Source organism: Streptomyces beijiangensis (assembly GCF_017315755.1).
Classification (GTDB): domain Bacteria; phylum Actinomycetota; class Actinomycetes; order Streptomycetales; family Streptomycetaceae; genus Streptomyces; species Streptomyces beijiangensis.
Genome location: NZ_JAFLRJ010001169.1, coordinates 1 through 250, shown reverse-complemented (window position 1 = coordinate 250; position 250 = coordinate 1). Strand labels below are relative to the sequence as shown.

Sequence of the window (250 nt, the reverse complement as noted above, 5' to 3'; positions counted from 1 at the left end):
TGGACCACCAGCACCGACGGTGAGAGGAAACAGCGTGAGCGAGTCGAGCACGAGCCGAAACGTCTCCGGCGAGGATGAGGTCACCGACCTCTGCCGCGATCTGATCCGGATCGACACCAGCAATTACGGCGATCACTCGGGGCCGGGGGAGCGGGCCGCCGCCGAGTACGTGGCGGAGAAGCTCGCCGAGGTCGGCCTGGAGCCGCAGATCTTCGAGTCCCATCCCGGGCGGGCCTCGACCGTGGCCCGG

Annotated in this window: 1 pseudogene; it reads left to right on the top strand. The window is 68.8% G+C overall.

Annotated elements, in window-relative coordinates:
• Positions 1-34: 34 nt before the first annotated feature.
• Positions 35-250, top strand: a pseudogene (locus tag J0695_RS41030) (M20/M25/M40 family metallo-hydrolase); the annotation flags it as partial.